We start from the raw sequence: 24,660 nt of genomic DNA on the forward strand, positions 1-24,660 counted from the left end.
CGACGTCATCCGTTCCAGGTGGCGTCGCCGTCCGACTGGTCGGCGGGCTCGGCGATTCCGGTCAGGAGTCCCTGGTAGCCGGAGAGTGGGTCACCGACTCGTACCCCGGCATCCGAATCGATCGACAGTGTGCGAAGGGCGTTCTCGAAGTCGCCGTACCGCTTTTTCAGGACGCCGATGGCTTTCTCCAGGTGGCCGTCGGTTTCGAGGTACCGCAGGAAGATGATGTTGTCCGCCAGATAGCTGATCTGGTGTGCCGTCGGCGAGAATTCACCCGTCACGTACTGGACTTCTTCGGTCAGGACGACGGTCACACCCATTCGTTTGAGATATCGGCAGAACGCGTGCAGTTCCCGCGTCAGGGCCGCCGCCGAATCGTCGCCACGCAACCCCTGTCGATAGCCCACGATACCGTCGAGCATGACGAACTCGACGTCGCGGGTTTCGACCGCGTCCCTGACGTGTGCGGCGAACTCGTCCGGACTCCTGGTGAGGGCCTCGACCGCTTCGATCTCGAGGGTGCCGGCCTCGACGAGTGACTCGAGGTCCATCCCCAGTTTGGTCGCACGGTACAGGTAATCCGAGCGGAGTTCCTCGAAGAGGTAGACGAGTCCACGCTGTCCACGCTCGGCGGCCGCCTGCAGGAACTGTGACCCGGTCGTCGTCTTCCCGACACCGGACGGGCCGGAGATGACCGTCACGGACCCGCGCTCGATGCCGCCGTGGAGTAACTCGTCGAGTTCGGGGACGTCCGAGGGGACCTGCGCCCGGTCGTGCTCCCGGTGGTGATCGTCCGGGACGAGTTTCGGATACACCTGCGCTCCGGTGTCGGCGTCGATACGGAAGGTGTGGATTCCGGACGCGAACGCTGACCCTCGGTATTTGCTCACTTCGAGTGTTCGTCGGTCGGTCGTTCGCTGGAGTTCGAGGACGGTGTTTCCGAGAAACTGGAGGTCGTCGTCGCCGGCGTCGTCGGGCGACTGGGCGGTACAGACTGTCGTGACGCCGCGGTCGGTGAGGGCGTTGAACAGCGAGGAGACCTTCTGCCGGAACTGGAAGTCGTCGGGCAGGAGCGATCGGAGTTCCGAGAGCGGGTCGACGACGAGCCGATCGACGTCACTCGTTTCGAGTTCCGACGCGATCTGTTCCAGGAGGTCGTCACCGTCGACCTCCGCAGTCGGAAACACCGTGTAGGAGTCGTCACTGAAGAACGCCTCGCCCTTCGGGCTGAGATCCAGCATGCCGACGTTCGAGAGGTCGATACCCAGCGCCTCGGCGTTGCGTCGTAGCGCCTGTTCGCGCTCCTCGAACCCGACGTACAGACCGTTCCCGCCGGCCGCGAGGAACTGGAGGGCGAGGATCGTCTTCCCCGCTCCCGGCCCGCCGTACACGATAGTCGTGTGCCCCTTCGGAACGCCGCCGTGGAGGATACGATCCAGACCGGACGTTCCGGACGTGATTTTCGAGAGACTATCTGTGCCCATGGCCACCACCGAGGAGTCCGGCTATGATAAAGGGACAGTCGAGTGTCATTACGGCTGAAAGACAGGGAATTGTGAAACGTTTCGGGAACGGCGATCCGGCGGTATCGAGCGTTCCGGCTACATCGGGATCCCGTCCGTCGAAACCCGCAGTGTGAGAGCGCTGGCGCGCCCACCGAAAATGTAAATAATACAATAAATTGAACGGAATGTCAGTATCGGTAACCGAGTTCGCGTGGGGTGTGTCGAGACTCGCAGGAGTTCGGGTTCGGTCCGCCGATCGACCCCGTCCCGGAGGACCGGAGGCGGGCCGGCCCCGTGTCGGTGTCGGTGGCGCGGGCGGTGCCGGGCAGGGCGACGCCTGGCCGAGGGCAGATCAGTCGTCGGCTGCCACGCTCTCGGGTGCCGATTCGGCCTCGGTCAGCGTCGGTTCGGTCGCGTCCATCGGCACCCACGTCAGGTCGCCGTCGTAGTGGAACGCGCGGTGGTCCTGTTCGGGATCGACGACGGTCAGCGAGAGCCAGCCGTTGTCGAGCAGTTCGGCCACGGTCTCGTGGTCGGCGAGGATCTCGGTGACGCGCGCGACCGGCGCGTGGATCACGGTCGAGAGGCGCAGGGGTTGGTGGTAGGGCTCGTCGTCGGCGGCCATGAGCGACTGGAGCGGAAGGCCGGTCATGAGGTCGCCCCCGTTGCCCTGGTAGACGCCGACGTTGCCGACGGGGTTGTGGGTGACCTTCGACCCGCTGCCGTAGACGCCGGTGTCGACGGTCGCGAAGTAGTACTGGGTGTTGATCCACTGCGTGACGACCATGGGCCCGGTCACGATGGCTTCGAGCGCGTCGCCGTCGGCGTCGGTCGACCAGTCGTAAGAGTGGAGGAACGACCGGCCGTCCAGATCGAGGTTCGCGGTGAGGTCGCGCGGGCCAACGACGAAGCCGGCGTTGCCGGCCAGTCCCCACTCGGGGCGGGTCTCGGCCCAGTCGGCGGCGCGGCGCTCGGTCTCGCGGACGCCGGCGTCCTCGTCCGCGCCCATGTCTGCGGCGCGCTCGGCGGCCGCGCCGGCGCGGGCCGTCTCGAGGTCGGCCCGGAGCTGGTCGAGGTCGTCCGCGTGGCTCTCGGGAACCGGCCCGTCGAACAGGTCGATCTCGTCGGTCGTCGTGTTGTGTTCGCCGGCGACGAAGACGGTGTCCTCGGGGACGTCGTGGCCGCGCTCGCGGAGTTCGGCTCTGACGTCCGCGTCGTTACAGATAGCCGCGAGGACGCGGGCGTTCGGGCCGCCGGGGTTGCCGGCACAGGCCCCGCAGTCCAGACTCGAGTCGTACGGGTTGTTCGCGGTCTCACTGGCGTGACCGGCGAAGACGACGAGGCGGGCGAACTGCTCCCAGCCCATCAACTCGAAGGCCGTCGCGGCGTACTCGACCTTCTCGTCGAGCGTGAGCCCCTCCCGAATCTCGGTCACGGCGTCGGGGTTGTAGTCGACGGAGGGTTCACAGAACTCGTGGTCGTCGGGGACGCGCTCGTCGGCCGCGTCGTGGGCGTCGTAGACGCGGCCGGGCAGGAGCGTCCGGGCGGCCAGTGCCAGCCCGTAGCCACTGCCCGCGCTCTCAACGTAGCTGAACGCGGTCGCGGCGTTGGATTTGAGCGATTTCACCAGTTCGCCGCCCGCCTCGCTCACGCTCGACCAGCGGTCGTACGCCGCTTGCTCGCCGGCGTCGGCGGTCGGACGGTCGGTGATGCGGTGCTGGGCGTCGAGGATGGGCGGGCAGGCGTCGACGCTCACGTCGGCGTCGTAGCCCTCGTAGCGCATCGGGATGCCGAAGAAGCCGGCGTAGCCGTGAGTCTCGTAGTCGCCCGCGGCCTCGACGTGGCGGCGGACGATCTCCGAGCGCGTGTCGATACAGAACACGAACTGGGCGTCGGGGCGGCCGTCGTCGTCGGCCTCGGCGGCCGCGGCACTGCCGTCGGCCACGGCGTCGACCAGTTCCGAGCGGTAGCTGGCCTCCCAGGCGGCGAGACAGACCTCTTCGAGCGGGACCGCGTCGTCGTCGGTCACCTCGGCATCGGTCGACGGCTCCGCGGGCTGGATCGACGCGTCGAACAGGTCGGCCAGCGTGAGGCGGACCGCGAGGTACCCCGCCAGCGTGATCGGGTACGTCGACTGCCAGGCACCGTCGTCCGCGGCGCGTTGCTTGATGAACCCGGTCCAGCCCGGGAGCGCGGTGAGATGGTGCTCGAAGATCGACGGCCACTCGTCTCTCGGGTGGTCGTCGAGTGCGCGCTCGATGGCGGCGGCGGGGGCCGCGGGCCACGCGTCGGCGGACCCGTCGGGGATGTCGCCGTCGTGGGGGGCGACCGACCGGACGGCGGCGTAGAAGCCCTGCTCGCGGTCGGGCATCGACCAGGTGGCAGTCCCCTGGTCCAGGAAGGCCGCGAGCCACTTCGTCAGGACGGCGTCGACGCGATCCGCGGGCGTCTCGGCCGTCTCGACGCCCGGCGTGGAGTCGGCGGTGGCTTCCAGCCGGTCGAGGAGCGCCTCGGGGTCGGCGTCGGAGCCGTGTTCGTCGAGTTTTCCGGCCAGCACGTCGGGGTCGATCCGTCCCGTCTCCCACGCCCGGCGGAACACGGCGGGGCTCGGGTAGCCGTCGCCGCCGAGCAGGTCTTCGGCCTGCGCGACGGCCTCGTGGAACGGGCGGTCCTCGAACCCGGCGAGGGGGTTGGCCGTCACGAACGAGTGGAGCGGCCAAACCGAGCCGACGCTGTCTGCTGCCTGTTCGATGCTCTCGGATATCGCTGAGTCAGTATTCATTGTAGTCCTCCGTGGCGGTCAGTACGGTTTCGGTCGCGGGCTGTGAGGCGTTGATCAGCGCCACGTAGAGGCGACGGCTCCGCCGATAGGCACCCGTCTCGATGGCCACGTAGGCCGCCAGGAAGGCGACCGCGACGAGACCGTGGACCAGCGTCAGGTCGGCCGGTGCCGTCACGAGCGGGACGCCTGACAGGACCGCGGTGACCGCGGTGTAGACGCCCGCGTAGACGGCGATGGCGGGCAGGAAGACCAGCGGAACGACGCCGTACCGGATTCCGACTGGGAGGTCGGTGTTCCGGACCACGGTCCAGGTGGCGTGCAGCGTCGTCAGCGAGATCAGGCCCGTCAGCAAGAGCCCGCTATCGAGGTGGGTCCCCTTCCCGGTGAGGAGGGCGAACAGGGCACCGCCGGCGACGGCCGTGAGGGGCGTCACGGCACCGCCGACGAAGGTCGCCGTCCCGGGCTCGGATTTCTCCGGGCTGGTGTGTTCGACCTGTTCACCGGCCGAGAGGAACAGGTAGGCCTTGTAGAACCCGTGAAGGATCAGGTGGGCGATGGCGGCTCCGAAGAAGCCGAGGCCGGCCTGGGCGATCATGAAGCCCATCTGCCCGGTCGTCGAACAGCCGAGTTTGCGTTTCACGTCGGTCTGGACGGCCTTGAGGAGTTTCCCCAGCAGTGCGCTGGTCGCGCCGACGACCACGACCAGGAGCATGAACGTCGCGTCGACCGTGACGACGGGGGCGAAACGGAGCAGGAGGATGCCGCCCGCGTTGACGAACCCGGCGTGCATCAGCGCCGAGGCCGGCGTCGGCGCGGTCATCGAGGAGAGCAACCAGGTGTGGAACGGGATCAGCGCCGACTGGACCATCGCGGCCAGGAGGAGCAGCCCCGCGGCCACGAGCAGGATCGGCGTCGAGACAGTGTCGACGGCAGTCGAGATGCCCGAGACGGTCGTCGCGCCCGTCCCCCAGGACAGCGTCGCGAGCGCGGCACCGAGGAGCAGGCTACTGGCGACGAAGTACCGGCGGGCGAGCGCCGCGGCGGCCTGGGCCTGTGGCCAGCCACGGACGGTCCCGATCAGGTCGGCCATCACCAGCCCCATCGCCAGCCACGCGGCCCCGAACAGGGCGACGTGGTCGGCAGCGACCAGCACCATCACGGAAAGCGTGAACCCGAACAGGCGCGTGAAAAAGCGCGTGAGGTGTTCGCTACCGGCCATGTAGCGCCGCGAGTAACTGTGGACGATACCGCTGAAGAAGGTGACCACGACCCACAGCAGGACGGTCAACCCGTCGACGGCCACCAGTCCGGGAATCTCCCAGCTCCCACCCGTCAGCTGTCGCGCGACGAGCGCACCCAGGCTCGCGACGAACAGTGCCCACACGAGTCGCGTGAACACCGCCGGTGCGAGCGGCGTCGACGTCGACGTGTTCGGGAGCGGTCCCACCGTTTTCGGCCCGGTCTGTTCTGTCATCGTTTGCTCTGTGAGCGGCGTCACACCGGTCCACCGGGGCCACCGTGACCACCGGCGAACTGATGTCGCCGCCTTCACCCACAGTACGAACGAACTGTGTATTAAATCCTTCTATACGACCAATTTGTTCTCTCGGAGGCCCATTATAGAACATTATGGTCTAAATGGTGGTACGCCATCACACGGCACCGTGTGTCGTCGGCGGGACCGCTCAGCGGCCGTTCGACGGTGTCAGCGGCGGGAATCCGGCGACATCCAGCCTTCCCGGGAGGCCGTCGCGGCCGGGACCCGTCGCGGGCGTGGCTCCGGTTGGCTGGAAAGTTCGGACGAATCGGTCGCGAGATTTCTATTTCGTTACCGTCTCGTTCGCCAACCCGAGTTAGAAAGCGATATTGTTCAGCCGGACCAGCGGATCGTATGCAACAGTTCGAGGGGACGGTCGTGGCTGGATCGTCGTTCGAGCCCGTCGAAGGGCGGGTCGTCGTCGAGGACGGCCGGATAACCGCAGTCGAGCGGGAACGCGTCGACGCGACGGACATCGTCGTGCCGGCGTTCGTCAACGCACACACTCACCTCGGGGACTCGGTGGCCAAGGAGGCGGCCGTCGACCTCGGACTCGAGGCGGCCGTCGCACCGCCGGACAGCCTGAAACACCGTCGGCTGGCGGCCGCCGACCGCGACACCCTCGTCACCGCGATGCGCCGCACGCTCCAGTTCATGGCGCAGACGGGGACGGCGGCGTGTCTCGACTTCCGCGAGTCCGGACCGGCGGGCGCCCGCGCGCTCCGGGCGGCCGCGGACGGGACTCCGGTCACACCCTTCGTCTTCGGGAGCGGCCCAGCGAGCGTCCTCGACGTGGCCGACGGCTACGGCGCCAGCGGTGCGAACGACGACGACTTCGAGACCGAGCGGGCGGCCGCCCGGGCGGCGGACGTTCCGTTCGCCATCCACGCCGGCGAACCGGACGCGACCGACATCCACCCCGCGCTCGACCTCGACCCGGACCTGCTCGTCCACATGGTCCACGCCGAGGACGAGCACCTCGAACGGGTCGCCGACCAGGACGTGCCGGTCGCCGTGTGCCCGCGTGCGAACCAGGTGCTGAACGTCGGTCGCCCGCCGATCCGCGATCTGCTGGACCACACGACGGTCGCGCTCGGGACGGACAACGTGATGCTCAATCCGCCGTCGATGTTCCGCGAGATGGCCGTCACCGCGAAGGCCTTCGACGTGACCGCCCGAGAGGTCCTCCGGATGGCGACGGCGGCCGGTGCCGAGGCCGTCGGGCTGAACTGCGGCGTCGTCGAACCGGGCCGGGACGCGGCACTGCTGGTGCTCGACGGCGAGTCGGACAACCTGGCCGGCACCGCGGACCCGATTCGGGCCGTGGTCCGCCGTGCGTCACCGCTCGACGTGAAACGGGTGGTCCTATGAGGACTCCGCCTCGGGGTCGAACCCGCCGAAGGGCGTCGTCTCGTGGCTCCGGACGAGAACCTCGTCGGCGACGGTCAGCCCCATCTCCAGCAGTTCCTGGGCGACCGGCGTGATGTCGTCGTCGGACTCCCCCACGACCGTCACGAGCAGGTTCTGTTCACCCGTGACCAGTTCCTGGACCGACACGACGCCGTCGATGTCGAGGATCTCGGGGATCTGTTCGCCGCGTTCGGGGATCGAGGCGGTACAGAACAGCAACATCCGGAGCGGGTACCCGGACTTCCCGTAGTCCACGTCGGCGCTGTACCCCTTGACGATCCCCTCGGACTCCAGGCGCTGGATGCGCTTGCGAACCGTGCTGTCCGAGGTCCCCGTTCGCTCCGCGATGTCCCCCGAGGACATGTTCCGTGCGTCCTCCTGGAGCGCCCGGAGGATCGCCCTGTCCACGTCGTCGGTATCCTCGTCGGCCATGGCGGAATTTGGCCCGTCTCCGTCAAAGGAACTTCGGCTGTACGGAGACCGCTCGCGGTCCCGACGCCCGAACTCGCCCGAACGCACAAGTCGCGGCGACTGGTAGTGACGCCAGGCCGACGCTGGCGTCGAACCATGGATTCCGAACTGGACTTCGAGGAGGCGTTCGAGCTCGAACGGGAGTTGCGGGCCGTCGAGCGGGCGCTCCACGACCAGCGGACGGAGCTCCAAACGGAGTTGACGGCGGCGTTCAGGCGGGCCAACGCCGACACGCTCCACGACGCCGACCAGCGAGATTATCCCCTCAGCAGGCCGGAGAAACGCGCCGTCAGGCGGGAGACGGCGGGCCCGGTCAGGTTCCTCCCGGAGTGGGAAGACGCCTACCGCGAACTGGCCGACGACCAGCGGACGGCGCGGGAGCGCCTGACCGCCTTCCACCGCGACGTGTTCACCGCGCTCGCCGCGGACGCACCGTACACCGTGACCGCAGAGCCCGGCGGGACGAGCCTCGACCGACCGTACCTCGACGTGCGCGCCCGGGACGGCGACGGCGTCGTCGTGCTGGCGGTCGACAACCCCGTGACGGAGGGCTACGCCTACCGGACGACCGACGAGTACACCGAGCAGGACGTGGAGAACGCGCTCCGCCTCCACGAGAGCCTGCCGGACATCGACATCGAACGGTTCGGCTTCGTGACCCACGACACCGCCCTGGTGGGTGACATCGACGCCGACACGACCGAGCCCGAGCGCATCCGCGCCCACGTCCGCGTCGAGATCCTGGAGGGGCTAGACGCCGTCGACTACGAGTACGTCGAGACCGACGGGAGTCCCATCCTGGCGTTCCTCGAGACTGTCGACGAACGGGGGCTGGACGAAGACTGAACCGCGCCCACGCACGGGGCGTCGCTGAAGCCCCAGCAGGTGGGTGACCGGGACCGGCGACCGCCCGCCAGCGAGACGGTATCGACAGGCTTGTTACACCATGGCAGGAAGTCCTGCGTCAGTATCCAAGAGATGTCGGGGAACGACTGTCCGGTTTGCAACGAGGGGTTCGGTTCGGCTGGAGGACTCCGGGACCACGCCTGGGAGGCCCACAGCGCCTGTCACTACTGCGGAGAACGGGTGGACGGGGACGAGCGGGCGGCGCTGTACCGCCACTGGCTGGTCGCACATCCCGAAGACCTGTCGCGCCGGGATCGCAGCCAGGCCGAGGACGCCGTCGACACGATCACGTTCGGCGACCGGCTCTCGAACGGCGGGGTCGGAGCGGCCGTCCGCGGGCTTCCGCGGCGGGCGGTTCTGGTCGGCGGTGGCATCCTCACCATCGGCGGGGTCGCAGCCGGCGGCATCGCGCTCAGCAACGCGCTCGGTGGCGTCGAAGAGATCGAAACGAGCGAGCCCGGGCCCGTCGGGAATGCATCGGTCCCGGACTCGCCAGGAGACTACGACTACGCCGTGATGGGGAGCACCGACGCGGCTGCGACCGTCACCTACTTCGGGAGCTGGAAGTGCCCCGTCTGTGCGCGGTTCGGCGAGGAGTTCATGCCGACGCTGGTCTCCGAGTACGTCGTGCCCGGGGACGTGCGGATCGAGTTCCGCAACCTCGCGTACTTCGGCGGCGATCCGTTCCTCGGGCCGGACGCGCCGAACGCGGGCCAGGCCGGACTGGCCGTCTGGAACACCGATCCGGGCTCGTACTGGCGCTTCCACGAGGTCGTCTTCCGGAACCAGCCGCCGGAAGCCGAGCGCTGGGCCACGCCGGGCGAGATGGAGGCGTTCGCGGCGGCCGCAGGCGTCTCCGATCCGGGTGCGATCCGCAGCGCCGTCGCGAACGACGAGTACGACGAGGCGCTCCGGGCGACGGGCCAGCGGGCACGGCAGTTGGGCGTCAGCGGAACGCCGACACTCCTGATCGGCGACAGCCTCGTCTCCCCGTCGAACCGACAGCGGACGAGAAACCGCATCGAGGCCGTGATCGAGAATGCCTGACCCCCGCTCGGTCGACCCGGCGACGTGGCTCACCGCCGGGACGCTGTTCGCCGCTGTCGCCACCGCCGGCAGCCTCTTTTTCAGCCTCGGACTCGGGCTCGTCCCCTGTGAGCTGTGCTGGTACCAGCGAATCCTGATGTACCCGCTGGTCGTCGTCCTCGGCGTCGCAACCGTGGAGTTACGGCCCGCGGTCTGGAAGACCGCCCTGCCCCTCTCGGTTTCGGGGCTGGCCCTCGCGAGCTATCACTCCGTGTTGCAGGTCACGTCGAGTAGCTGTGCGCTCGGCGGCGCGTGCGCCGCGATCCAGTGGCGGAGCCCGCTGCTCGAACTCACGATCCCGAACCTCTCGCTGCTCGGATTCGCGCTGGTGACGATCACCGTCGTCGCCGGATCGGGACTGGACACGGGCGAAGCGGGCGCCTGACCTCCGGCAGGGACCGTACGGATCTCACTCCACGTCCGGCGCGCGCTCGTCCGGGCGGCCCGGCAGTTCCAGTTCGATCTCCAGTTCGGGGTCGCCGACGCCCTCGAAGTCGATCTCCAGTTCGACGGGTTCGCCGAACGCGAACGGGAGTTCCCACCCGTCGGTCGTGATCGTCAATTCGTCGCCGTCCCGGAGCTGTTTGCCGAGATCGATCAGGAACCGACCCGCTTCCGCCGCGTCGAGACGGTACTCCTGCTCGAAGTCGCGACCGGTGCGGATGAGCGTGCGTTCGTCGTCGGGGTCGGGTGTGGAATCGTCGTCTGACATCGTACGTCCACCTAACCACGCGGACGGACACGTGGCTTGTGGTCGGTGCCGAACTCTGGGCGGAGGGGGGCAACCGATTCCAGAGAGGGAATCGACCCCTCGTCACGGGGACCATGCAGGCACGCGTCGGCACCCAGAGGAAGGCGGGTTCCCGTGACGATCGTCCGTTCAGAGCAGAGACACTAATAGCTGCTACTGTCGATACGAGGTGTTTTATACGACGGTGGGAAGAAGACACTTGTCGCTGGGCGAGAACGTTCGAGGTGTGCTCGGGTATCTGCGAGTCGTCCTCGGACGACTCGGCCTCGGTCGCGGGCGGTCAGCGGACGGGGACGGGGCAGCCGAGGCGGACCCGGACGGAGCGGAACCGGCCGACGACACCGGTTCGGTCTGGGACTTCATCCCCGGCCGTCAGTACAGCGGTCGCCACGCCGAGTCCGGCGGCATCGCCCGCGGCGAACAGGAGCGAGCACTCCGGGACGTCGAGCGGAAGGCCGAGATCGTCGAGAGCGAGGGCGACCACGCGGACCCGGCGGTGGACCGAGAAGAACCCTGACGGCGGCGGACGGGTCGCCGCGGGGTCCGGTCGCGGCGAGGAACTTACGACGCTGGAGCCCCTATCGCGGGTGATGAGTGAGAGCGAACGGGCGACGCTGGCGGGCGGGTGTTTCTGGTGTATCGAGGCGGCGTTCGAGGAACTCGACGGCGTCGAGTCGGCCGTCTCGGGCTACTGTGGCGGCCACGTCGACGACCCGACCTACGAGGCGGTCTGTCGCGGCGAGACCGGCCACGCCGAGGCAGTACAGGTGACCTACGACCCCGACGTACTGTCCTACGAGGACCTGCTGGAGGTGTTTTTCAGTATCCACAACCCGACGACGAAGGACCGCGAAGGACCGGACGTGGGCACCCAGTACCGGTCGGCGGTCTACTACCACGACGCCGACCAGCGCGAGGCCGTCGAGCGATTCGTCGACGAGCTCGACGCCGAGGGCGTCTACGACGACTCCATCGTGACGGAGATCGAACCCCTGGAGCGGTTCTGGGAGGCCGAACCCTATCACCAGAACTACTTCGAGAAACACCCGAACAAGCCCTACTGCGCGGCCAACGTCCGGCCGAAGGTCCAGAAAGTCCGCGAGAAGTTCGCCGACTAGGTCCCGGACTGGCCACAGCGGGCGAGCGCGACGAGCACGACCGCGAGCGCAGCGAGCGCGACACCGAGCCCGAAGCCGTCGCCGCTGGCGTCGGTGATCCGGTTCCGCTGTGCTGGCGTGCCGGTCGTGGTCGGTGAGGACGGGGTCGCCGTCGGCGTGTCGGTCGCCAGGGACGTCGTGGGTGGTGCGGTCGTCGGCGTGTCGGTCGTCGGTGTCGACGTGTCGAGGTCGACGACCGACGAAACGGGGTCGCCGTCCCGGCGGAAGGGGCGGTCTGGGCCGCTCGCCTCGAAGAAGCGGTTACCGTCGACGTCGACGTAGGCGGTCACGACCACCGAGTCGGCCGTCACCGCCCGCCGGTACTGGACCGTCAGCGAGTCGTACTCGCCGGCCTCGACGTACCGGTTGGCGACGAGGGACCCGTCCGGCCCGTTCCTGACGACGAGGAAGCCAGCGCTGGACAGGGAGACGTTCCGAAGCCGGAGCCGGGTGCGCGGGGCGTCGGTCGTCGCCGCCGTGAACGAGGCGGTCAGTTCGGCGAGCTGGCCCCGTGTCTCCGGGAGGAGTTGCCCGTCGACGGTGGCCCTGACCGCGAGCGGGATGCCCGCTGGCGCGCCGATCAGGTCCAGCGAGAGGTTGGCGAACGACTGCTGGTTGCCGGTGACCGTCGTCGTCCGCTGGATCTCGAAGGGGTGACCCACGCCGTCGATGGAGATCGAGAGGGTCGTCCCGGGGGCCAGCGGCGTCTGCCCGACCAGTCGCTGGCCGGGGAGCGGGTACAGCACCACGCCGTCGGCCGGCGGCGTCGAGAAGGTGATGGTCGGGGGGAAGATCCCCAGCGAGGACGAGGCGGCCGTGCCGTCGTGGGCGAACTCGAACTCGAACACCCGGACGGGGACGATGGCCGTGCCGCTCCCGTCGTCGGCGAGACCGTTCCCATTCCTGTCGTCGGTCGCACGCAACTCGCCGGTGTCGTAGATCAGATCGAAGCTGTCCGGGCCGGCGCGGCTCACCACGAGCTGCTCGGCGGTCAGATCGATGGCTCGGGGCGGGTCGCCGCCGGACGTGATCTCGACGGCGGTCAGGGACGCGTCGGAACCCGACAGCAGCGCCCGGAAGCGCTCGGTCGTGGTGTTGCCGGGCTGGTCGGCCACCGCCGACCCCAGACCGGGGGTCGACACGCGCACGACGAGTGTGTCCGAGAGCGTGACGCGCTGTCGGCGCGTGAGGACTTCGGTGCCCGTCCCGGCCCGGAGCGCCTCGAGCGTGTCGCCCGGCGCGACGAACGTCGTCAGGTTGGCGTCGGTCGTCTGTGTCGCGTCGGCGGTCGACGACGCGTTCGCGACGCCAGCGCCGGCGCCCAGCGCCAGGAGAGCCAACACCGTCGTCACGACCGTCCGACGTGGGCGCATCTATGACGCCCGTTCCACGAGCGGCCATATCAGCTTGGTGGACGGGTCGAGGACTGTGTCACGCGAGATCGTTGCTCACGGCCTCGCGCACCCGGCTGTCGAGCAGACCGCCGGCGAGCAGCGCGTCGACCCGCTCGATGTCGGGCGCGGGCGACCGGTCGACCGTGAGCGGATCGACCACCTCGCGCACCGCCTCGCGTGCCGCGCCGGTGCCCACACCGTGAGACAGGTCGTCGTCGACGTACTCGCTGGCCTCGGTTCCACAGCACAGCTCGACCGCCAGCACCGTCACCGCGTCGTCGAGAGCCGCCCGGGCCTCGAACGCCGACTGCGCGCTCATGCTGACGTGATCCTCCTGGTTGCCCGAGACGGGGATGGTGTCCGTGCCCGGGCGACCCCGGGCACGCGCCTCGGTCACCAGCGCCGCCGCGGCGTACTGGGCGAGCATGTAGCCCGACCGGAGACCGCTCTCGGGCGCGAGGAAGGGCGGCAGGTGGTCCTCCTGCACGTTGGGGTTCAGCAGCCGGTCGGTCCGGCGCTCGCTGATCGCCGCCAGGTCCGCGAGCGCCCCGGCAAGGTAGTCGAGCCGATGGCCGAGGGGTGCGCCGTGGAAGTTCCCGCCCGACAGCACCGCCACGTCCGCGGTTCCGGAGGCGTAGTCGTCGACCCGCTCGCGCGGGTACAGCAGTGGGTTGTCCGTCGCGCTGTTGAGTTCCGTCGCGACCGCCTCGCGGAGGTGAGTGGTCGCGTCCCGGACCGCGCCGTGGACCTGCGGGAGACACCGGATCGAGTAGGCGTCCTGCACGCGGTCGCAGTTGCGGTGGCTCTCGACGATCTCCGAACCTGCGGTCAGGCGCTTGACGTTTCGCGCGCTCGCGGCCTGGCCCTCGTGGGGTCGCACCGCCGAGATCGCCCGATCACAGGCCGCCGTCGAACCCATCGTCACCTCCGTCGTGAGCGCGCCTGCGATGTCGGCCGCCCGCACCGCGCGCTCGGCGTCGTGGACCAGCAAGGCGCCCAGCCCCGCGGTGAGTTGCGTGCCGTTGATCAGCGCCAGCCCCTCCTTGGGTGCCAGGTCGAGCGGGTCCAGCCGCGCCGTCGCCAGCGCCTCGCCGCCCCGGAGCCGCTCCACACCGGCGTCGCCCTGCACGTCGGCCTCGCCCTCGCCGATCAACACGAGCGCCATGTGCGCCAGCGGCGCGAGGTCGCCGCTGGCACCGAGGCTCCCCCGCGAGGGGACGACCGGGTGGATCCCCTCGTTCAGCAGCTCGGTCAGGTGGTCGACGACGACCTCGCGGACGCCCGAGTAGCCCTTGACGAGCGTGTTCAGCCGGGCGAGCATCATCGCGCGGACTTCCTCGCGGGCCAGCTCACGGCCGACGCCGGCAGCGTGGCTCCGGACGAGGTTCACCTGCAGGCGGTCCAGTTCCTCGCGGGGGATGCGCTCGGTCACGAGGTCGCCGAAACCGGTGTTGACGCCGTAGACGGCGTCCTCGGAGTCGAGCAGGTCGGCGACGCGCTCGCGTGCCGCCCGGACGGCCTCGCGCGCGTCGTCGTCGATGGCGACGGCCTCGTCCTCGCGGGCGACGGCGAACACGTCCTCAACGGTCAGCGTCTCGCCGTCGACGGTGACGGTCACCGGACCTCCTCCGTGTGCGTTCGTCGCATGCCCTCGAACTCGGAGAGGGAGCGGCTTCGGTCTTTCCCCGCTACCCCTCCGGCCGCCAGCGGACGTAAGCGTGGTCGGCGGTCAGTCGGTAGCTTCCCGGTTCCGGCCGGGGCGTGGGCGGCGTCTGGTCGACGAACTCCGGATAGCCGCCGTAGGTCACCAGGGCGAGCGTCTCCTCGGCGCTTGGCACCTCACGGTGGGCCGTCACGGAGAGCCCCCCGGCCCGGTAGCTGTCGGCCCGCCAGCGGGTCGCCTCGTAGGTGCCCGTCCCGTCGTGTGACAGTTCGTAGTTGTACCAGTGGCCTTCGTCGAGGACCGATTCCCGGGTCTCGGCCTCGCGGTTCTCACCCTCGGCGTCGAAAAAGAGGAGTTCGACCCGGGGATTCAACAGGAGTTCCACGCTCGACTCGTAGAGGCCGATGGCGACGTGGCCGTCGTCGGCGTACTCGCCGCCCGGAACGTCGGCGGCGTAGAACTGGCCGTCGAGCGTCCACGCGCCGTCCCAGCCGGTGATCCGGCGGGCCAGCGTCGCGCTGGCGCGTTGCCCGCTCTCGTTCAGTTTCTCGTCGGTCGCGTCGCTGATCCGCAGGGCCTTCCCGCCGCCGTCGGGCCCCTGACGGTCGACCACGGCCACCTCGCCGATGCCGTCCTCGAACTCGGCATTCCACCGCGGGTCGCTGTCGTAGTTCCCGTCTTCGAAGGTCTCGTGGAACGGCCCGGAGATGGGACCGGACGGTTCGGTCGTGGTCGTCGCCGCGGTCGCCTCGTCGGTGCCGTCGTCGGTCGGCGTGCCGGCCCCGGGATCGCCCGTACACCCCGCCAGCAAGAGTCCGCTTCCGGCCAGCCCCGCTTGCAGGAACAAGCGCCGGTCGAATCGCACACGGTCGTCCATACCCTCCGGGCGTAGCCCAGGGCCCTAAACGACCGGTTCGTGTGTGCGGTCGAAACGTCGGTCCGTGTGCGAGTCGCTACTCGGGCCGCCACCGAACGAAGGCGTGGTCGACGACGGCTTCGGCGTCCGCTCCGTGCTGTCCGATCAGTTGCAGGCTCAGCGTGCCACCCGATCCGGGCGAGAGGCCGTCGATGGACACGCTCGACCCGTTCGCCGGCCGCTCGCCCGCCGGCCACCGGGTCCCCGTGATGGTCCCTGCACCGTCGTGGCGAATCTCCAAGCGGTACCAGCGGTCGGATTCGAGCCGCGGGGCCGACACACGCGTCGTCTCGCCCTCGACGTTGAACGCGACGTTGCCCCGCATCGCGAGCGAGAACTCCGGCATGATGCTCTCGTCGGTCGTCGAGACACCGACGAGGATGCCGACCCGCCCTCGACCGCCGGACACCTGCCCGGTGTCGACTAGCCCGTCGGCCACCCACGGTCCGTCCCACCCCTGGGTCCCCTCCGCGAATCCGATGGCCGTCGGTGGCCCCTCACTTCGCATCCGGAGGACGTGCTGTCCACCCCCGGGCGTCCGGCGACAGGCGACGTCGATAGACCCCGCCCCCTGCTCACCCGGTGGCGCGTTCCACCGCGGATCACTGGTGTAGTCGCCGTCCTCGAAGTCGTCGTGGAACCCCCGGTCGGACGGTTGGGTGTCCGACGCCTGCGCCGGCGTCTCCTCGGCCGTCGGTTCGCCGGGCGTCGCGTCCACCGTTTCGGTCGCCGTCACCGGGTCGTCGGTCGTCGCGGTCGGGTCCTCGGCGTTCCCGGAGTCGTCGCCCCCACCGTCGCCGAGACAGCCGGCGAGCAGCAGCGTTCCGGTCGTCAGTCCACTTCCAAGTACTGTCCGCCTGTCGTGGATCCGTCTGTCCTGACTCATATCGTCACCCCTGCCGCCGCGTCGGTGCCCACCCGCTCACGTCGACGGCACTGTGGAAGTGTGAACGAACGGGAACGTTACTCTTGGGATATCCGCCGTCGCACGCCAGTCACGCCACCACCGCACCGCGCTTCAGCACCGTCTCGACCACGGTCACGCCCGGCGTGTAGGGGACGTGGACGTGCGATGGCGCGTCGAGGATGAGGAGGTCACCGGGCGCGGCCGCAGTCAGCGTCCCCGTCCCGTCGTCGAGCGCGAGCGCGTCGGCCCCACGCCGGGTCGCGGCGACGACGGCGTCGAGCGGTGCCATCCCCATCCCCGAGCAGGCGAGTGCGACGGCAAACCCCATGCTCGGGGCGTGGCAGTTCGGGTTGAGATCCGTCGCCACCGCCGGGCGCGTCCCGGCCTCGCTGAAGCGGTCGGGATCGGCGTAGTCGGCACCCAGGGCGAAGGCGGTTCCAGGCAGGAGGACGGGCACGACGCCGGCCGCCGCGAGCGCCTCGGCGTCGTCGGCCGTGGCGTGGAGGAGGTGATCGGCGCTGGCCGCTCCCAGGTCCGCGGCCAGTTGTGCGCCGCCGAGTCGCGTGAACTCCTCGGCGTGGACTTTCGGGACGAGGCCGTGGTCGCGGCCGGCGTCGAGGACGCGGCGGGACTGGGCGACCGAGAACACGTCGGCCTCGCAGAAGACGTCACAGAAGCGAGCGACCCCCTGCTGGGCCACTGCCGGAATCTGCTCCGTGACGACCCGCTCGACGTACGCGTCGGCGTCGGTTCCCCCGGGGACCGCGTGAGCACCCATGAACGTCGGGACCACGTCGACGGGGTGGCGCTCGTCGGCGCGCGCGATGGCGTCGAGCATCCGGAGTTCGGTCGCGCGGTCCAGCCCGTAGCCCGATTTCACCTCGACGGTCGTCGTCCCGTGGGCGAGCATCGTGTCGAGGCGGTCGCGGAGTCCGGCGACCAGTTCGTCGTCGTCGGCCGCACGGACCGCGTCCACGGTTCGGAGGATGCCGCCGCCCTCCGCGAGGATGTCCTGGTAGGTCCTGCCCCGCAACTTCGCCGCGAACTCGTCGGACCGGTCGCCCGCGAACAGGGCGTGGGTGTGGGAATCGACGAACCCCGGCAGGACGGCTCGACCGCTCGCGTCGACGGCCGTCGCGGCGTTCTCGGGTGGGTACTCGCGGGTCACGGCGTCGGTGGGGCCGACCGCGGCGACCCGCCCGTCGACGACCGCGACGGCCCCCGTGTCGGCGTCCAGCAGGGGGTCGTCGGGGGCAGCCGTCACCACCTCGCTGGCCCCGTGGACGACGGCGTCGAGGTCACCCATTCGTCGGCCCCGTATCCAGCGCGCTGAGGAAGTGCGCGACGGCGCGGGCGGCGGCCCGGACCGTCCGGTCGGTCGGGTCGAGCCGTGGCGCGCACTCGACGACCTCGAAGCCGACCACCCGGTCGTCGGCGGCGAGCGCTCGCAGGTGCCGGAACAGTTCGCGGGTGGTGAGCCCGCCCGGCGTCGGCGCGCTCACGCCCGGCGCGGCGGCGGCATCCAGCACGTCCAGATCGAGGCTGACGTACACCCGGTCCACGCCGGCCATCGCCTCGCGCACCCGCTCGACGACCGGCGCGGTATCGAGCCCGACCGCCTCGGCGGTGACGATGGTGCCGCCCTGCTCGCGCACGTAGTCGGCGTAGACGGTGCTGGTCTCGAAGTGGCGCGCGCCGACGACGGCGAAGGCGTCCAGCCCCGCCTCGTGGAGCTGGCGGTAGGGCGACCCGCTCGTGGGTTCGCCCTGTACTTCCCGGCAGTCGAGGTGGGCGTCGAGCGAGACGACGCCCACTGACCCGGTTTCGACCAGCGGGGCGACGTTGGCGTAGCTCAGGGAGTTGTCCCCGCCCAGGAAGACCGGGAGGGCATCGGCGGCGTAGATCTGTGCGACCACTTCGCGGACGGCGGCCTGGACCTCGGACGGTTCCATGGTCGTGTACGCGCCCGCGACGGCGGCCACGTCGCCCAGGTCGCCGACCGACCGGACCGGGCCGGCGTCGAAGTGGTGGCTCTTCGTCCCGGCCAGCGCAGTCCGGATACCGCTGGGACCGTGGCTGGCCCCCTGCCGGCCGATCACCGCACCGTCGTACGGTTCGCCGGCCAACACCGCGTCGTACTCGGGCGCGGTCTTCAGCGTCGCCGGGAAGATCACGTCGCCGAAGGTCTCGTCGTTGGGATCGGTCGAGGCGTCCAGCGCCGGCGGTTCGGTGAACGGGTGGTCGGTCATGATCGGTCCCGCATCGGGATGGGCAGGCCCGACGCCGTCGCCTGTTCGATCGCCGCCTCGTACCCTGCGTCGGCGTGCCGGACGACGCCCGTCCCGGGATCGGTCGTGAACACCCGGTGGGCTTTCTCCGCGGCCAGGTCCGTGCCGTCGAGGACGACGTGGTTGTTCGCGTGCAGGGCGTTGCCGATCCCGACTCCGCCGCCGTCGTGGACGCTCACGATGTCGGCCCCGGCCGCGCAGTCCAGCAGGGCGTTCAGGATCGGCCAGTCAGCCACGGCGTCGGAGCCGTCCTGCATCGCCTCGGTCTCGCGGTTCGGCGAGGCCACCGACCCCGCGTCGAGGTGGTCCCGGGTCACGACGATGGGGGCCGAGATCTCGCCCGCCCCAACGAGGTCGTTGATCCGCAGGGCGAAGCGGGCCCGTTCGGTCAGTCCGTCCGGATCGTCGCCGGAGTCGAACCCGAGCCAGCAGACCCGCGCGGGCAGGCCCTGGAAAGCGACCCGCTCCTGTGCGAGGTCGATCCAGCGGTGGAGGGCGTCTTTCTCCGGAAACAGCTCTTTGACCGCCGCGTCGGTACGGTGGATGTCGGCGGGGTCACCCGACAGCGCCAGCCAGCGGAACGGGCCCTTGCCCGCACAGAACAGCAGGCGGATGTACGCCGGAACGAAGCCCGGGAAGTCGAACGCGTCCTCGCGGTCGCAGTGGTCCTCGACCTGTCCGCGGATGTTGTTGCCGTACTCGAAGGCCACGGCGCCCGCCGCCTGGAGGTCGAGGATGGCGTCGACGTGGCGCTCCATCGTCGCCATGGCTTCCGCACGGTACCGGTCGGGGTCGCGCTCGCGGAGGGCGTCGGCCTCGGCGACCGTGAATCCGGCGGGGTAGTACCCCTCCAGTTCGTCGTGGGCGCTGGTCTGGTCGGTCACCACGTCCGGAATCGCGTCCCGCTCCAGCAGGCCCTCCAGCACGTCCGCCGCGTTCCCGTGGACGCCGATGCTGAATGGCTCGCCGCGCTCGGCGTGGGTCCGGGCGCGCTCGACGGCCTCGTCGAGGTCGTCGGTCTTCGCTTCGAGATAGTCGGTCTCGATCCGGCGGTCGATCCGGGCTTCGTCCACCTCGGCGGCGATACAGACGCCGCGGTTCATCGTCACCGCCAGCGGCTGTGCGCCGCCCATCCCGCCGAGCCCGCCGGTGGCGACGATCTTTCCCTGCAGGTCCGACCGCCCGAACTCCGTCCGGGCGAGCTTCGCCAGCGTCTCGAAGGTCCCCTGGACGATGCCCTGCGTGCCGATGTAGGCCCACGAGCCGGCGGTCATCTGACCGTACATGATCAGGCCCTTCGCTTCGAGTTCGTGGAAGTGGTCCCAGTCGTCCCACTTCCCGACGAGGTTGGAGTTTGCGATCAGCACCCGCGGCGCGTGCTCGTGGGTCTCGAAGCGCCCGACGGGTTTGCCCGACTGGACCAGCAAGGTCTCCGTGTCGCCCAGCTCGCGGAGTTCGGCGAGGATACTGTCGTAGGCGTCCCAGGAGCGGGCCGCCCGGCCGGTGCCGCCGTAGACGACCAGTTCCTCGGGTTTTTCGGCCACCTCCGGGTCGAGGTTGTTGTTCAACAGCCGGAGCGCGGCCTCCTGGCGCCACCCCCGACACTCGATGTCGGTCCCCGTGGGTGCCCCCTGGTAGTCGCGCCACTGCGCGCTGGGTTCGCCGACGTCGTGGCCGGGCTCACCTGTTTGTTGTGTCATGCCATCACATACGACGGCACCCGACGTAAACTGTTGGGCAAAGAGGGGGTCGGCGGGCAGCGGAGGTGTCACCACGCGGACAGCACCGATTATGTAGGCCCCCGAACAATCGGGCGGTATGGCGACCGATCTGTCGTCCGAGTCCTCCGACACCGCGGCGAGCGAGTTCGACTGGCTCACGCTCGACGACGGTGAACAGGTACAGTGGTCGGGCAAACCGCACGTCTACAGCATCGTCCCCGCGCTGATCGTGGGGCTCCCGCTCGCGCTCTTCCTGATCGGCATCCCGATCGTCGTCGGCGCGTATCTGAACCGCGAGAACACGGTGTACCTGCTGACGAACGAAGCGCTCTATCGGAAGAGCGGCATCCTCTCACGGGACGTCCAGAAGATCGAGTTCGAGAAGGTCCAGAACATCTCCTACTCACAGGGGGCGCTGGGCAATTACTTCGGCTACGGCACCGTCGACATCTCCACCGCCGGCGGGACCGGCGTCGAGATGCAGTTCCGGTCCGTGCCCGACCCGAAAGCAGTCCAGCAACGGATCAACGAGCAGAGCCGCCGGGCGCGAGGGAAGGGGGCCGACGACCGATCCACCAGCGAGAGCCCCGAGCAGGTGCTCGAAGACATCCGCACCGAGTTGCGCGCGATCCGGCGCGCCGTCGAAGCCGGCGGCCGCGACGCCACACCGACCGACCCCGAAGGTGACGATGGCGGGCGCAACTGACGACGACCCCGGTGCGGACGGACCGCCGCCGTCGTGGCTCCCGCTGGCGGGCGACGAGCGCGTCCAGTGGCGGGGCGGGCCGCGTATCCGGACGATCATCCCCGCAGTCGTGATCGGACTGGCGTTCGTCCTCGCCGGACTGGGCGCGCTGTGGTACACCGCGACCGAGGCGGGCAGCGCCGTGCTGGCGGCGCTGGGCGTGCTGGCCATCCCGAGTGGCGTCCTGATCCCCAGCTGGTCGCTCCTCCGGATCAGACACACCGAGTACGTCGTGACCGACCGACACCTCTACCGGAAATCCGGCGTCCTCGGGCGGCGAGTGACGACAGTCGGGTACGAGACGGTCCAGAACGTCTCCTACTCGCAGGGGATCACCGGGACACTGTTCGATCACGGCACGGTCTCGTTCGACACCGCGGGTGGCTCCGGGACCGAACTGTCGTTCAGCAACGTCGACGATCCCAGCGCCGTCCAGCAGTTGGTCGAGAAGCGGCGAGCCCGGTACGGCGGCGGGGACGGCTTCGGCGGCGGAACGGGACCCAGCGAGGGCGACTCGCTGCCCGGCACGACCGAGCAGTGGGCGGCCGTCCGCGAGGAAGTGGGCGCGCTGCGGCGGGCGATCGAGGGCCGACGCTCCTAGAGGTTCTCGCGCTGGTAAGAGCCGTCGTAGGTCCCCTCGTGGTCTGCGGCCGCCAGCGTCAACTGGGCGATCCGAGCCCCCTGCTGGAGTTCGATCCCGTGGTGGACTTCCAGCAGGCCCTCGCCGCGGCCCTCGTAGCCCGCGTCCCAGACCGCCGTGTCGAGCATACAGGAGTTGCGCAGCAGTGAGGATCGGGGATAGAGGAAGCCGACGTGCTCTTCCGGAATGGCGATCCGCTCGGCGTACCGGACGACGTAGCCCCCGGGTTCGAGGTGGTAGAACCCGTCGTCGTCGGGGTCCAGTTCACGGCGGTCCCCGATGGTCTTGCCGCCGCGTTCGATCCGTCCGACACTCTCCTGCTCGAAGACGGCCCCGAGCGTGAGGTCGACGCCGTTTGGCTGAACCTGTGACTCGCGGAGGTCGCCGAGCTGCTCCGCCAGGAACGCGCCGCTTCTGAACATGGCCGAGTGACCGACCAGCGCGTGCAAAACGCTTGCCGTTTGGGTCTCGGGGCGATCGCTGGCGCGCGCTGGGCCTGTGTCACGTGCCGGCGCCACTGGCCACCGGTGTCGGCATCGACCGAACGGGAGTCGGGTCACCACCGCGCACGCACGCGATTCCGTACGGCACTGGATGACATCAAAGGGGTACTAGGGATGCACGAGACCTGATATCGGAAACTCGCATGATTTATGTCCGCGGACCATCGACGGACAGACGTTATGGGACAGACGCTTACGGAAAAAATTCTCGACGATCACCTCGTCGAAGGCGAATTGGAGACCGGCGAGGAGATCGGTATCGAGATCGATCAGGTCCTGACACAGGACACGACCGGCACGCTGGTGTGGCTGCAGTTCGAGGCGCTGGGCCTCGACGAAGTCCAGACGGAACTGGCCGCCCAGTACTGTGACCACCAGACCTACCAGTTCGACTTCAAGAACACCGACGACCACCGTTTCCTGCGCTCGGCCGCAGGGACGTTCGGCGCGTACTTCTCGCGTCCGGGCAACGGTATCTGTCACAACGTCCATAAGGAAAACTTCGCCGCGCCCGGCAAGACGCTCCTGGGCAGTGACTCCCACACGCCGACCCCCGGCGGCCTCGGTCAGCTGGCCATCGGTTCCGGTGGGCTCGACGTGGCCGTCGCGATGGGCGGCGGTGCCTACTACATCGACATGCCCGAGGTCGTCAACGTCCGTCTGGAAGGCGAGCTGCCCGACTGGGCCACCGCCAAGGACGTCATCCTCGAGATGCTGCGCCGCCTCAGCGTGAAGGGCGGGGTCAACAAGATCTTCGAGTACACCGGACCCGGTGTCGAGAGCCTCAGCGTCCCCGAGCGGACGACCATCACCAACATGGGGACCGAACTGGGCGCGACCTCCTCGATCTTCCCGACCGACGAGAAGACCGAGGACTACCTCGCGCGCCAGGGCCGCGAAGACGAGTACGTCGAGCTCAGCGCCGACGAGGACGCCGAGTACGACGACGAACTCGTCATCGACCTCTCGGACCTCGAGCCACTCATCGCCGAGCCGTCGATGCCCGACAACGTCGTCCCCGTCAGCGAAGTCGAGGGCGTCGAGGTCAACCAGGTCATGATCGGCTCCTGTACGAACGGTGGCTACGAGGACATCCTCCCCGCCGCGAAGATGCTGGAGGGCCGGACGATCAACCGCGCGACCGAGATGATCGTCGCCCCCGGTTCCAAGAAGGCCTCCGAGATGCTCGCCCGTGAGGGCTGGACCGCCGAGATGATGGCGGCCGGTGTCAACTACTCCGAGGCGACGTGTGGTGCCTGTATCGGGATCGGCCACGTCCCCGGCTCGGATTCGGTCTCCCTGCGGACCTTCAACCGCAACTTCGAGGGCCGCTCGGGCATCGAGGACGACAACGTCTACCTCTGCTCGCCGGAAGTCGCCACCGCGGCGGCCATCAAGGGTGAGATCGTCGACCCGCGCAACCTCGCCGACGAACTCGGCGACCTCGAAGCGCCCGGCTTCGAGCTCCCCGACGCCTACGAGGGTGCCGAGAACGACATCATCACGCCCGACGACCCCGTCGACGACGACCTCGTCAAGGGGCCGAACATCGGCGACGTCCCGCTGAAGGACGAACTCGACGCCGAACTCGAAGGGCCGGCCCTCCTGAAGATGGAGGACAACATCACGACCGACCACATCATCCCTGCGACCCAGGACATCCTGATGTACCGGTCGAACATCCCGAAGCTCTCCGAATTCACGCTCTCGCGTGTCGACGACAGCTTCGCCCAGCGCGCACTCGACAGCGACGGCGGCTTCCTCGTCGCCGGCGAGAACTACGGCCAGGGCTCCTCGCGTGAACACGCGGCCCTCTGTCCGATGTACCTCGGTGTCGAGGGCGTCCTCGCACAGAGCTTCGCCCGCATCCACAAGGCGAACCTCTTCAACTTCGGGCTCCTGCCGCTGGAGATCGACGAAGACGACTACGCGCAGATCGAGCAGGGCGACGACATCGAAGTCGTCGACGACGTCGCCGAGGCCGTCCGGTCGGGCCAGGAAGAGTTCACCGTCCGCGTCGACGACGACTGGGAACTCACCGCCACGCTGGACGCCTCCGAGCGCGAACGGCAGATCCTCGCAGACGGTGGGAAGCTCTCCCACACCAAGAAGCAGGCCGACAGCGGCTCCGGCGCGCCCGCCGACGACTGAAAACGAGCGAGCGGCGATAGCCGCGAGCCAGCGGGGCTCGGCCGACCAACCGATTCCATTTTTCGCGGCACAGGCCGAGGAGCGGTCGGGCCGTCGACCGAGGGACGGGAGAGGGAGAGACCGGGGA

At 69.2% G+C, this 24,660-nt stretch carries 22 protein-coding genes; 9 read left to right on the plus strand and 13 right to left on the minus strand.

Features of this window, described 5'->3' with window-relative positions; translation table 11 throughout:
* Positions 1-5: 5 nt before the first annotated feature.
* From EAF64_RS05560 to EAF64_RS05570, 3 genes are all read right to left on the minus strand, one after another.
* Positions 6-1,484 (minus strand): ATPase domain-containing protein, encoded by a 1,479-nt coding sequence (locus EAF64_RS05560; RefSeq protein WP_129067998.1) that lies wholly within the window; start codon positions 1,482-1,484, stop codon positions 6-8.
* A gap of 373 nt (positions 1,485-1,857) precedes the next feature.
* On the minus strand, positions 1,858-4,287 hold the full coding sequence (locus EAF64_RS05565) for a DUF2309 domain-containing protein (RefSeq protein ID WP_129067999.1): 2,430 nt from the start codon (positions 4,285-4,287) through the stop codon (positions 1,858-1,860).
* Complete coding sequence (locus EAF64_RS05570; RefSeq protein ID WP_129068000.1) at positions 4,277-5,761, minus strand: proton-conducting transporter transmembrane domain-containing protein; 1,485 nt, start codon at positions 5,759-5,761, stop codon at positions 4,277-4,279. The genes EAF64_RS05565 and EAF64_RS05570 overlap by 11 nt, the downstream gene beginning before the upstream one ends.
* Before the next feature lie 417 nt (positions 5,762-6,178).
* On the opposite strand from EAF64_RS05570, the gene EAF64_RS05575 reads away from it, so the two are divergent.
* Positions 6,179-7,195: an amidohydrolase family protein gene (locus EAF64_RS05575; protein ID WP_129068001.1), complete on the plus strand. Its 1,017-nt coding sequence runs from the start codon at positions 6,179-6,181 to the stop codon at positions 7,193-7,195.
* Here EAF64_RS05575 and EAF64_RS05580 read toward each other — a convergent pair.
* Positions 7,190-7,666, minus strand: a complete 477-nt coding sequence (locus EAF64_RS05580) for an Lrp/AsnC family transcriptional regulator (RefSeq protein WP_129068002.1) — start codon at positions 7,664-7,666, stop codon at positions 7,190-7,192. The genes EAF64_RS05575 and EAF64_RS05580 overlap by 6 nt on opposite strands.
* Before the next feature lie 135 nt (positions 7,667-7,801).
* On the opposite strand from EAF64_RS05580, the gene EAF64_RS05585 reads away from it, so the two are divergent.
* From EAF64_RS05585 to EAF64_RS05595, 3 genes are all read left to right on the plus strand, one after another.
* Positions 7,802-8,551 (plus strand): hypothetical protein, encoded by a 750-nt coding sequence (locus EAF64_RS05585; protein ID WP_129068003.1) that lies wholly within the window; start codon positions 7,802-7,804, stop codon positions 8,549-8,551.
* Between the two features lie 132 nt (positions 8,552-8,683).
* Positions 8,684-9,658: a DsbA family protein gene (locus tag EAF64_RS05590; RefSeq protein WP_129068004.1), complete on the plus strand. Its 975-nt coding sequence runs from the start codon at positions 8,684-8,686 to the stop codon at positions 9,656-9,658.
* Positions 9,651-10,082, plus strand: a complete 432-nt coding sequence (locus EAF64_RS05595) for a disulfide bond formation protein B (protein ID WP_129068005.1) — start codon at positions 9,651-9,653, stop codon at positions 10,080-10,082. Before EAF64_RS05590 ends, EAF64_RS05595 begins: the two co-directional genes overlap by 8 nt.
* 24 nt (positions 10,083-10,106) lie before the next feature.
* Here the strand turns inward: EAF64_RS05595 and EAF64_RS05600 are convergent, their stop codons facing one another.
* On the minus strand, positions 10,107-10,409 hold the full coding sequence (locus tag EAF64_RS05600) for an amphi-Trp domain-containing protein (RefSeq protein ID WP_129068006.1): 303 nt from the start codon (positions 10,407-10,409) through the stop codon (positions 10,107-10,109).
* A 265-nt stretch (positions 10,410-10,674) separates the two neighbouring features.
* Between EAF64_RS05600 and EAF64_RS05605 the strand changes: the two genes are divergently transcribed.
* Positions 10,675-10,965, plus strand: coding sequence for a hypothetical protein (locus EAF64_RS05605; protein WP_129068007.1), 291 nt, complete (start codon positions 10,675-10,677; stop codon positions 10,963-10,965).
* A 73-nt stretch (positions 10,966-11,038) separates the two neighbouring features.
* Positions 11,039-11,566 carry a peptide-methionine (S)-S-oxide reductase MsrA gene (gene msrA / locus EAF64_RS05610; RefSeq protein WP_129068008.1) on the plus strand — a complete coding sequence of 176 codons (528 nt, stop codon included), beginning with the start codon at positions 11,039-11,041 and terminating at the stop codon, positions 11,564-11,566.
* On the opposite strand, the gene EAF64_RS05615 is transcribed toward msrA, so the two are convergent.
* The 7 genes from EAF64_RS05615 to hutU form a co-directional block, all read right to left on the minus strand.
* Entirely contained in the window at positions 11,563-12,978 is a 1,416-nt protein-coding gene (locus EAF64_RS05615) for a DUF7282 domain-containing protein (protein ID WP_129068009.1), read from the minus strand. The genes msrA and EAF64_RS05615 overlap by 4 nt on opposite strands.
* Positions 12,979-13,036: 58 nt before the next feature.
* Complete coding sequence (gene hutH, locus EAF64_RS05620) at positions 13,037-14,617, minus strand: histidine ammonia-lyase (RefSeq protein ID WP_129068010.1); 1,581 nt, start codon at positions 14,615-14,617, stop codon at positions 13,037-13,039.
* Between the two features lie 70 nt (positions 14,618-14,687).
* Complete coding sequence (locus tag EAF64_RS05625; protein WP_193767588.1) at positions 14,688-15,539, minus strand: hypothetical protein; 852 nt, start codon at positions 15,537-15,539, stop codon at positions 14,688-14,690.
* Positions 15,540-15,615: 76 nt separating this feature from the next.
* The gene (locus tag EAF64_RS05635; RefSeq protein WP_129068013.1) at positions 15,616-16,464 is read right to left on the minus strand and encodes a hypothetical protein; all 849 of its coding nucleotides are present in this window, start codon (positions 16,462-16,464) and stop codon (positions 15,616-15,618) included.
* A gap of 109 nt (positions 16,465-16,573) precedes the next feature.
* The gene (gene hutI / locus EAF64_RS05640) at positions 16,574-17,791 is read right to left on the minus strand and encodes an imidazolonepropionase (RefSeq protein ID WP_129068014.1); all 1,218 of its coding nucleotides are present in this window, start codon (positions 17,789-17,791) and stop codon (positions 16,574-16,576) included.
* Complete coding sequence (gene hutG / locus EAF64_RS05645) at positions 17,784-18,734, minus strand: formimidoylglutamase (protein WP_129068015.1); 951 nt, start codon at positions 18,732-18,734, stop codon at positions 17,784-17,786. The genes hutI and hutG overlap by 8 nt, the downstream gene beginning before the upstream one ends.
* Positions 18,731-20,473, minus strand: a complete 1,743-nt coding sequence (gene hutU / locus EAF64_RS05650; protein ID WP_129068016.1) for a urocanate hydratase — start codon at positions 20,471-20,473, stop codon at positions 18,731-18,733. The genes hutG and hutU overlap by 4 nt, the downstream gene beginning before the upstream one ends.
* Before the next feature lie 118 nt (positions 20,474-20,591).
* Between hutU and EAF64_RS05655 the strand changes: the two genes are divergently transcribed.
* Together EAF64_RS05655 and EAF64_RS05660 are read left to right on the plus strand one after the other, a co-directional pair.
* A complete protein-coding gene (locus EAF64_RS05655) occupies positions 20,592-21,200 on the plus strand; it encodes a PH domain-containing protein (protein ID WP_129068017.1) in 609 nt (202 codons plus the stop codon).
* Positions 21,184-21,840, plus strand: coding sequence for a PH domain-containing protein (locus EAF64_RS05660; protein ID WP_129068018.1), 657 nt, complete (start codon positions 21,184-21,186; stop codon positions 21,838-21,840). The genes EAF64_RS05655 and EAF64_RS05660 overlap by 17 nt, the downstream gene beginning before the upstream one ends.
* On the opposite strand, the gene EAF64_RS05665 is transcribed toward EAF64_RS05660, so the two are convergent.
* Positions 21,837-22,301: a deoxyuridine 5'-triphosphate nucleotidohydrolase gene (locus tag EAF64_RS05665; RefSeq protein ID WP_129068019.1), complete on the minus strand. Its 465-nt coding sequence runs from the start codon at positions 22,299-22,301 to the stop codon at positions 21,837-21,839. The genes EAF64_RS05660 and EAF64_RS05665 overlap by 4 nt on opposite strands.
* A gap of 261 nt (positions 22,302-22,562) precedes the next feature.
* On the opposite strand from EAF64_RS05665, the gene EAF64_RS05670 reads away from it, so the two are divergent.
* Positions 22,563-24,533: an aconitate hydratase gene (locus EAF64_RS05670; protein ID WP_129068020.1), complete on the plus strand. Its 1,971-nt coding sequence runs from the start codon at positions 22,563-22,565 to the stop codon at positions 24,531-24,533.
* The last annotated feature ends 127 nt before the right edge of the window (positions 24,534-24,660 follow it).

Origin of the sequence: Halorientalis pallida (assembly GCF_004118325.1) — an archaeon.
Taxonomy (GTDB): domain Archaea; phylum Halobacteriota; class Halobacteria; order Halobacteriales; family Haloarculaceae; genus Halorientalis; species Halorientalis pallida.

What these genes read in the sequence shown, in the direction of transcription:
- EAF64_RS05665 (WP_129068019.1), bottom strand. Translation starts at nt 22,301, where the DNA reads ATGTTCAGAAGCGGCGCGTTCCTGGCGGAGCAGCTCGGCGACCTCCGC.
- EAF64_RS05635 (WP_129068013.1), bottom strand. Translation starts at nt 16,464, where the DNA reads ATGAGTCAGGACAGACGGATCCACGACAGGCGGACAGTACTTGGAAGT.
- hutI (WP_129068014.1), bottom strand. Translation starts at nt 17,791, where the DNA reads ATGGGTGACCTCGACGCCGTCGTCCACGGGGCCAGCGAGGTGGTGACG.
- EAF64_RS05625 (WP_193767588.1), bottom strand. Translation starts at nt 15,539, where the DNA reads ATGGACGACCGTGTGCGATTCGACCGGCGCTTGTTCCTGCAAGCGGGG.
- EAF64_RS05585 (WP_129068003.1), top strand. Translation starts at nt 7,802, where the DNA reads ATGGATTCCGAACTGGACTTCGAGGAGGCGTTCGAGCTCGAACGGGAG.
- hutG (WP_129068015.1), bottom strand. Translation starts at nt 18,734, where the DNA reads ATGACCGACCACCCGTTCACCGAACCGCCGGCGCTGGACGCCTCGACC.
- EAF64_RS05595 (WP_129068005.1), top strand. Translation starts at nt 9,651, where the DNA reads ATGCCTGACCCCCGCTCGGTCGACCCGGCGACGTGGCTCACCGCCGGG.
- EAF64_RS05580 (WP_129068002.1), bottom strand. Translation starts at nt 7,666, where the DNA reads ATGGCCGACGAGGATACCGACGACGTGGACAGGGCGATCCTCCGGGCG.
- hutU (WP_129068016.1), bottom strand. Translation starts at nt 20,473, where the DNA reads ATGACACAACAAACAGGTGAGCCCGGCCACGACGTCGGCGAACCCAGC.
- EAF64_RS05670 (WP_129068020.1), top strand. Translation starts at nt 22,563, where the DNA reads ATGGGACAGACGCTTACGGAAAAAATTCTCGACGATCACCTCGTCGAA.
- EAF64_RS05570 (WP_129068000.1), bottom strand. Translation starts at nt 5,761, where the DNA reads ATGACAGAACAGACCGGGCCGAAAACGGTGGGACCGCTCCCGAACACG.
- EAF64_RS05600 (WP_129068006.1), bottom strand. Translation starts at nt 10,409, where the DNA reads ATGTCAGACGACGATTCCACACCCGACCCCGACGACGAACGCACGCTC.
- EAF64_RS05575 (WP_129068001.1), top strand. Translation starts at nt 6,179, where the DNA reads ATGCAACAGTTCGAGGGGACGGTCGTGGCTGGATCGTCGTTCGAGCCC.
- EAF64_RS05560 (WP_129067998.1), bottom strand. Translation starts at nt 1,484, where the DNA reads ATGGGCACAGATAGTCTCTCGAAAATCACGTCCGGAACGTCCGGTCTG.
- EAF64_RS05590 (WP_129068004.1), top strand. Translation starts at nt 8,684, where the DNA reads ATGTCGGGGAACGACTGTCCGGTTTGCAACGAGGGGTTCGGTTCGGCT.
- EAF64_RS05615 (WP_129068009.1), bottom strand. Translation starts at nt 12,978, where the DNA reads ATGCGCCCACGTCGGACGGTCGTGACGACGGTGTTGGCTCTCCTGGCG.
- EAF64_RS05655 (WP_129068017.1), top strand. Translation starts at nt 20,592, where the DNA reads ATGGCGACCGATCTGTCGTCCGAGTCCTCCGACACCGCGGCGAGCGAG.
- EAF64_RS05565 (WP_129067999.1), bottom strand. Translation starts at nt 4,287, where the DNA reads ATGAATACTGACTCAGCGATATCCGAGAGCATCGAACAGGCAGCAGAC.
- EAF64_RS05660 (WP_129068018.1), top strand. Translation starts at nt 21,184, where the DNA reads ATGGCGGGCGCAACTGACGACGACCCCGGTGCGGACGGACCGCCGCCG.
- msrA (WP_129068008.1), top strand. Translation starts at nt 11,039, where the DNA reads ATGAGTGAGAGCGAACGGGCGACGCTGGCGGGCGGGTGTTTCTGGTGT.